This is a genomic window from Nonomuraea sp. NPDC050547 (genome assembly GCF_044457345.1).
Lineage (GTDB): Bacteria > Actinomycetota > Actinomycetes > Streptosporangiales > Streptosporangiaceae > Nonomuraea.
Window position 1 is genome coordinate 419,501 of record NZ_JBITGW010000008.1, and the last position, 6,899, is coordinate 426,399.

General features: G+C 69.8%; 8 protein-coding genes and 1 pseudogene. 4 read left to right on the forward strand and 5 right to left on the reverse strand.

Annotated features, from left to right (window positions below; all coding sequences use genetic code 11):
- Positions 1 to 25: 25 nt before the first annotated feature.
- Positions 26 to 484, reverse strand: a complete 459-nt coding sequence (locus ACIBHY_RS22570; RefSeq protein WP_397259543.1) for a hypothetical protein — start codon at positions 482 to 484, stop codon at positions 26 to 28.
- A 105-nt stretch (positions 485 to 589) separates the two neighbouring features.
- Here ACIBHY_RS22570 and ACIBHY_RS22575 point away from each other — a divergent pair.
- Positions 590 to 784, forward strand: a pseudogene (locus ACIBHY_RS22575) (response regulator transcription factor); the annotation flags it as partial.
- A gap of 500 nt (positions 785 to 1,284) precedes the next feature.
- On the opposite strand, the gene ACIBHY_RS22580 reads toward ACIBHY_RS22575, so the two are convergent.
- Positions 1,285 to 1,914, reverse strand: a complete 630-nt coding sequence (locus ACIBHY_RS22580) for a phosphotransferase (protein ID WP_397307635.1) — start codon at positions 1,912 to 1,914, stop codon at positions 1,285 to 1,287.
- A gap of 34 nt (positions 1,915 to 1,948) precedes the next feature.
- Here ACIBHY_RS22580 and ACIBHY_RS22585 point away from each other — a divergent pair, with 34 nt between their 5' ends.
- The 3 genes from ACIBHY_RS22585 to ACIBHY_RS22595 are packed head-to-tail and all read left to right on the forward strand — an operon-like array spanning position 1,949 to position 5,553.
- Entirely contained in the window at positions 1,949 to 2,419 is a 471-nt protein-coding gene (locus tag ACIBHY_RS22585) for a group II truncated hemoglobin (RefSeq protein ID WP_397259540.1), read from the forward strand.
- 9 nt (positions 2,420 to 2,428) lie between these two features.
- Entirely contained in the window at positions 2,429 to 4,888 is a 2,460-nt protein-coding gene (locus ACIBHY_RS22590) for a DUF4118 domain-containing protein (RefSeq protein ID WP_397259538.1), read from the forward strand.
- The gene (locus ACIBHY_RS22595; RefSeq protein WP_397259536.1) at positions 4,885 to 5,553 is read left to right on the forward strand and encodes a response regulator; all 669 of its coding nucleotides are present in this window, start codon (positions 4,885 to 4,887) and stop codon (positions 5,551 to 5,553) included. Before ACIBHY_RS22590 ends, ACIBHY_RS22595 begins: the two co-directional genes overlap by 4 nt.
- Here the strand turns inward: ACIBHY_RS22595 and ACIBHY_RS22600 are convergent.
- The 3 genes from ACIBHY_RS22600 to ACIBHY_RS22610 form a co-directional block, all read right to left on the reverse strand.
- Entirely contained in the window at positions 5,544 to 5,783 is a 240-nt protein-coding gene (locus ACIBHY_RS22600; protein ID WP_397259535.1) for a hypothetical protein, read from the reverse strand. The genes ACIBHY_RS22595 and ACIBHY_RS22600 overlap by 10 nt on opposite strands.
- A 1-nt stretch (position 5,784) precedes the next feature.
- Positions 5,785 to 5,955 carry a hypothetical protein gene (locus ACIBHY_RS22605; protein ID WP_397259533.1) on the reverse strand — a complete coding sequence of 57 codons (171 nt, stop codon included), beginning with the start codon at positions 5,953 to 5,955 and terminating at the stop codon, positions 5,785 to 5,787.
- 84 nt (positions 5,956 to 6,039) lie between these two features.
- Positions 6,040 to 6,441 (reverse strand): hypothetical protein, encoded by a 402-nt coding sequence (locus ACIBHY_RS22610; protein ID WP_397259531.1) that lies wholly within the window; start codon positions 6,439 to 6,441, stop codon positions 6,040 to 6,042.
- Between the last annotated feature and the right edge of the window lie 458 nt (positions 6,442 to 6,899).

Sequence of the window (6,899 nt, forward strand, 5' to 3'; positions counted from 1 at the left end):
CATTGCGATCAGGGCCTTCGTGTTTTCACCGGCAGCGCAAATCCAGGCCGGCGTCGTGCATTTCCAGAAATTCCACGATCACCGGCCGCGGTCCTTTTCCTCCGGCGAAGTACACCTCGCCGGGTAATGTCCCGCCTTGGACGCCGCGGATCGTCGTGCTCTCGTAGTACTTCACGATCGCCGCCTCCGGCAGCGTCGTGACCAACGACAACCGCACGAGGTAGTCGCAGTGGTTGCTGTTGCCGATCTGCAGCCCGACCTTGCCCTGTGCGACCACGTTGGGCTGGGTGCCCGGCGGCAGCGGGTAGGCGCGTACCCGCTCGACCAGGGCGCTCAGCCGCATGTCGTTGATCCACATGGGGGTCTGTACCAGCAGGGCCGCCGCTACGAGCGACCCCGCCACCCACCACCAGCGCCGGTTCAGGCGCCTCGATGGTCCGGCCGGTCGGGCGAGCACCGGTGTTTCCGTGAGCGTGCTGTCCACCTCACTCGTCCCTTCTGTAGCACGCTAAGCATCTTGGGGGGCTTCGTGATCGTGAACAAGGCCCTAATCTCGCGCGGCTGACAGGATGGCGGTCATGGGTGATGTGGGCTGACCGGGCGGGAGCGGGAGGTGCTGGTGCTGGTGGCCAGAGGGCACAGCAACGACGAGATCGCCCTGAAGCTGGACATGCGCCCGCTGACCGCCAAGACGCATGTGAACCGGGCCATGTCCAAGCTCGGTGCGCGGGATCGGGCGCAGCTCGTGGTCGTGGCCTACGAGTCGGGGCTGGTCGTACCGCGGTCGCGGTTGGCGGCGCTCGTGGTGGCGCTGGGTCTGGCGGGCGCGGCGGTGTCCGGGTGGGTGGGGGCCGTGGGCGGCGCGCTCGGGCTGGCGGGGCTCGTGCTCAGGCGAGGCTGGGTGGTGTGGGCGGGCGTGGTGGTGCTGGCCTTCAGCACGTTCGGGCTGCTGCAGGATCTCGTGACGCTGCTGGGAGTGGGACGGCCGGACAGCTGGCCGGGGTTGCTGGCCAAGACGGCGCGGGTCGTGGCGATGCTGCTGCTCGTGGGTGCGGTGCTGGTCGTCGGCAGGCGGGCGCGCGGCGCGTGCGGGAGGTGCGGGTACGAGCACGCGGACGGCGGGCCGGTGCCCTTGCGTTCTCCCGAGGCCACGACGGCGCCCAAGGGGGTGCGGTGGGCGGCCTATGCGGGGGCGGCGTTGTTCCTGCCCTACGCGGGGGCGAGCGGGGTCGGCCTTCGCCGTGGTGGCCTGGGACTACCAGCGCAGGACCCGGCCTCGGTGTCTCACAGGAGACGGCGCAGCCGTACCTGCTCGGTAGGGGTGGTGTGCGGGTCGCGCAGGCGGGCCGCGGCGGCGTCGGCCAGGCGCGGGGACGGGTCGGTGGCGCTGCCGCGCAGGAGGGCGCGGGCGAGCGGGCGGCGGATCAGCTTGATCATCGTGATCGGAATCTCGCTCGTGCGCAGCGTCAGGTAGGTCGTGGCCAGTTCGAACGCGGGCTCGCCCGCCGCGGCGTTGCACCAGTCGATGACCGAGGGGCCGTCGGGCGTCATGATCACGTTGAGCGGGTGGAGGTCGAGGTGGAGCACGCGGTCGCCGGGGGAGGGGCCGAGCCAGTCCGGTGCCTCGATCGCGTGGAGCCGGTCGTGCAGCCGGCCCAGCAACCGCCCGTGACCGCTGACCGTCCACGGCTTCCTGACCAGGACCTCGAACATCGTGGGCCCGTGCAGCCTGGCCATGACCAGGTCGGTCTCGGTCGCGTCGAACACCTCGGGCACCGGGTAGCCCTGGGCGCGTACGTGCTCCATCACGCGGGCCTCGTCGAGGGCGGTGTCTCCGTCTCGGTAGCGGCGGAGCACTTTGGTGGGAGATAGCGCGAAAACGTCGGCTGTGCGCCCTTTGCCGATGAGGTCCATGACAGGTGCCGCCCATCCATGATTACATGATTACGTGGCTGACAACGAGCAAGTACCGACACTGTACGACTGGGCGGGCGGCAGCGACGCGTTCGAGCGGCTCACCGAAACCTTCTACGCGAAGGTGAAGAAGGACGACGTGGTCGGGCCGCTCTTCGCGCATATGGATCCGGGCCACCCCCGATACGTGGCCATGTGGCTGAGCGAGGTGTTCGGCGGGCCCACCCGCTACACCGACGAGCGCGGCGGATACCCGCACATGCTCTCCCAGCACCTCGGCAAGGGCATCACCGAGCAGCAGCGCCGCCGGTGGGTCAATCTGCTGATGGATGCGGCCGACGAGGTCGGGCTGCCGGACGACCCCGAGTTCAGGGCCGCTTTCGCCGGATACATCGAGTGGGGGACGCGGCTCGCGCTGCACAACTCGCAGCCCGGGGCGAAGCCTCCGACCAAGGCGCCGACGCCGCGGTGGGGCTGGGGGGTGGCGCCGCCGTACCAGCCGTAACCTGGATCTATGAGGGGGACGCTGCGGATATACCTGGGCGCGGCCCCCGGCGTGGGCAAGACCTACGCCATGCTCGACGAAGGGCGGCGCGCGCTCGCCCGAGGCAGAGACGTGGTCGTGGGGCTCGTCGAGACCCACGACCGGCCCCGCACCGCCGAGCTCCTCGACGGCATGGAGATCGTGCCGAGGAAGACGATCCACTACCGTGGCGCCGACCTCGCGGAACTGGACACCGCCGCCGTCATCGCCCGCGCGCCCGAGGCCGCGCTCGTGGACGAACTGGCCCACACCAACACGCCCGGCTCGCGCAACGATAAACGCTGGCAGGACATCGACGAGATCCTCGCGGCCGGGATCGACGTGGTCTCCACCGTCAACATCCAGCACCTGGAGTCGCTCAGCGACGTCGTCCAGCAGATCACCGGCGTCGCCCAGCGCGAACGCGTCCCCGACGAGTGGGTAAGGCGGGCCGACCAGGTCCAGCTCGTCGACATGGCCCCCGAGGCACTGCGCCGCCGCATGGCCCACGGCAACGTCTACAGCCCGGCCATGGTCGACGCCGCCCTGTCCAACTACTTTCGCGTCGGCAACCTCACCGCGCTGCGCGAGCTCGCCCTGCTCTGGGTGGCCGGCAAGGTGGACGAGCAGCTCGACCGCTACCGCGCCGACCACGGCATCGCCGAGACGTGGGAGGCGCGCGAGCGCGTCGTGGTCGCCCTCAGCGGCGGTCCGGAAGGCGACACTCTGGTACGGCGGGCCGCCCGCATAGCCGACCGCTCCAAGGGCGCGGACCTCCTGGCCGTCCACGTGACCAGCGCCGACGGCCTCACCTCCGGCGCGGATCCGGCCAACGTCGCCCGCCAGCGCACCATCGTGGAGAACCTCGGCGGCACCTACCACCAGGTGCTCGGCGACGACGTCCCTCGCGCCCTGCTGGAGTTCGCCCGCGGCGTCAACGCCACCCAGCTCGTTCTGGGCGCCTCCCGCCGTGGCCGCCTCGCGCAGATCCTCTCGCCGGGCGTCGGCGTGGAGACCACCGCGCTGTCCGGCTCCATCGACGTTCACATGGTCACGCACGAGGGCGTCCGGCACGGGCGCAGGCAAGGGGACCGCTCCGCCCTCTCGCTGCGACGGCGCGGCTCGGGCTGGGCGCTGGCGCTGGCCGGGATGCCCCTGCTCACGGCGGGGCTGCTGCCGCTCCGTCCCCAGCTGGCGCTGCCCAGCGAGATCCTGCTCTTCCTGCTGCTCGTCGTCGGCGTGGCCCTCGCGGGCGGCATGTGGCCCGCGCTCACCGCGGCCGTCGTCGGGTTCGGGCTGCTCAACTGGTTCTTCACACCGCCGTATCACACGCTGACCGTCGACGAGCCGGAGAACCTGCTGGCCCTCGCCATCTTCATGCTGGTCGCGGCCATGGTCAGCGCGGTCGTCGGCCTGGCCGCCCGGCGCAGCGGGGAGGCCTCGCGGGCCAGGGCCGACGCCGAGGTGCTGTCCACGCTGGCCGGGCACGTACTGCGGGGGGACTCGGCGCTGCCGTCGCTGCTGGCCCGGCTGCGCGAGGTCTACTCGCTGACCTCGGCGACCATGCTGGAGAAGGACGGCGACGGGTGGCGGATCGTGGCCACGGCGGGCGGGCCGCCGTCGGCCGTACCGGATGTGGTGGTCGACGGGGATCTGGGGCTGGCCGTACAGGGGAGGATCCTCGACGCGGCCGACCGGCGGGTGCTGGAGGCGTTCGCGGCCGAGGCGGCGGTGGCGCTGCGCCAGCAGCGGCTGCGCGAGGAGGCGTCGTCGTCTGCGGCGCTCGCCGAAGCCGACAAGATGCGCACCGCGTTGCTCGCGGCCGTCAGCCACGACCTGCGCACCCCGCTGGCCTCGGCGAGCGCGGCCGTCGACTCGCTGCGCGGCACCGAGGTCGACTGGTCGCCCGAGGACCGCGCCGAACTGCTCGACACCGCCCACGAGTCCCTGAACAAACTCGACCGGCTGGTGACCAACCTCCTCGACATGAGCCGTCTGCAGGCCGGAGTCCTGGGCGTGGCCCCGGAACCGGTGCCGGCGGCGGAGATCGTCCACCGGGCCCTCGCCGACCTGGGGGTTTCCCGGCTCGTGGCCGTGGAGATCCCGCCCGACCTGCCTGACCTCACCGCCGACCCGGTGCTGCTCGAACGCGTCCTGGTCAACCTCGTCGGGAACGCGGTGCGCTACGGGGACGTTGTCGTCTCGGCGAGCTGGCACGGCGAGAACGTGGAGATCAGGGTGGTCGACCACGGCCCCGGCATCCCGGCCGAGGCGCACGAGCGGGTGTTCCGGCCGTTCCAGCGGCTCGGCGACCGTTCCACGCACAAGGGCGTGGGGCTGGGGCTGGCGCTCTCCCGCGGACTCACCGAGGCCATGGGCGGCACGCTCACGCCGGAGGAGACACCAGGAGGAGGGCTCACCATGACGGTCTCGCTGCGGAGAGCCGGATGACGCGCGTGCTCGTGGTCGACGACGAGCCCCAGATCCTGCGTGCCATGCGGATCAACCTCGTCGCCCGCCACTACGAGGTGGCCGTCGCCGCCGACGGCGCCACCGCCCTGCGCCAGGCCGCTGACTGGCACCCCGACCTGGTCATCCTCGACCTCGGCCTGCCCGACATCGACGGCGTGGACGTCATCCACGGGCTGCGCGGCTGGACCCAGGTCCCCATCATCGTGCTCAGTGGCCGCAGTGACGGCCACGACAAGGTCGACGCCCTCGACGCCGGCGCCGACGACTACGTCACCAAGCCCTTCGGCATCGACGAGCTGCTCGCGCGGGTGCGGGCGGTCACCCGCCGCGCCGCCGCCCCCACCGCGGAGTCCGCGGAGGCGCGCGTCGGCGATCACGTGATCGACCTCGTCGGCAAGACCATCTCGGGCGGGGTACGGCTGACGCCCACGGAATGGCACTTCCTGGAGTTGCTGCTCCGCAACCCGGGCAAGCTGGTCAGCCAGCGGCAACTGCTGACGGAGGTGTGGGGCGCCTCGTACCAGAAGGAGACGCACTACCTGCGGCAGTACATGGCGCAACTGCGCAGGAAACTGGAGCGCGATCCCGCGCGTCCCGTGCATCTGCTGACCGAGCCGGGGATGGGCTACCGGTTTCAGCCCTGATCCTCGTCCTCTTCCGGGAAGTACGTCCTGGGCTCCTGGAGAAGGTCGACGTGGGCGTCGGTCTGACGGTGGTCCTCTTCGCGCATCCACGTGACGATGCTGCGGTCGGCCTCGTCGTCGATCTCGTCGATCTTGTGCCGCTCGGGCAGCTTGTCCTTGTACATGGCGATGACCGACTCTTGGGGATCGTCGCCCATGTCCTGGCTGATCTCGTACGGCTGCTCAGTCATGTCATGCTCGGATCATCACAGTGGCCTTCTGTACGGACCAGCCGGCCAGCAGGAGCCCGAACGCCGCCTGGGCGAATCGCATCCATGGCGTCGAGGCGTCGGCCGCGTACAGCACGACGCCCAGCCACATGAGGCCGAAACCGCCCACAAGGACGATCGCTGCCCAGTTCAACCCCCGCTGCCACATACGCGCAGTCTTACAGCCGTTCATCCAAGACTGGGTATGGACATGGTCTGGCTTTTCCGCGCTCGGAGGCTAGTGGGCGAGCCTGCGGCCCGTGCCGACGCAGCGGCGTAGACGCAGGCCGCGGGGCCGTACCGGGGGAGGATTCTCCTCCATGCAGGCCATCAGCGCCGCGGCCGTACGCGCGTCGGAGAGGATGCGCTGCACCGCCTCGCCGTCCGTCGGCAACTGGCCGCGTTCGGCGAGTTCGTGCCTGACGAAGGCCAGCGGGTCCGGCGCGTCCACGGCGTCGGACGCCACCGACGCGCGGGCCGCGGTCATCAGCCGCAGATAGTAGGAACGCAGCACGGCCTCGCGCATCCTGGCGTGTTCCAGGTCGTCCACCAGGGTGCGGGCAATCTTGAGAAGGTCGCCGGCGGATGTCTGCCCGTCGGCCAGGAAGGCACGGATGTCGTCGAACTCCGAGCGGGTCATTGCCAACACCTCCGGGGTGCAGTCTGCTCGTGTGTACTTCGTACCGGGGAGCGATTGCGGATGACTTGCCGTCCACTTGCCGAGGTCGCGGGCCGGATGCGGCCGCGGAGGTTTGGGGGCGCGTGGGGAGGGAAGGACAAGGTGATTACCTGAGTGGGCGTAAGCGGGTCCCTGGGGCTGCTAGAGTTGCTCCCGCAGGGCAGCCGATCACATGATCCGCTCGGCACACCCCACAGAAATCTTTCTGGTTCATCCTGTCTGGATGGTCTGGTAAGTTTGCGGGGGTTCCAGGAAATGTCAAGTCGCTGAATTTGACAGAGAATGGAACGGCTGAAAGTATAGAAATACGAAATGAACGCCGAGAACGCGTCCGTTTCTTGAGAACTCAACAGTGTGTTAAAAGCCAGTGCATGAAGTATTTCATGCAACACCTCGTCTGGAATATGATGAGTTTTTGC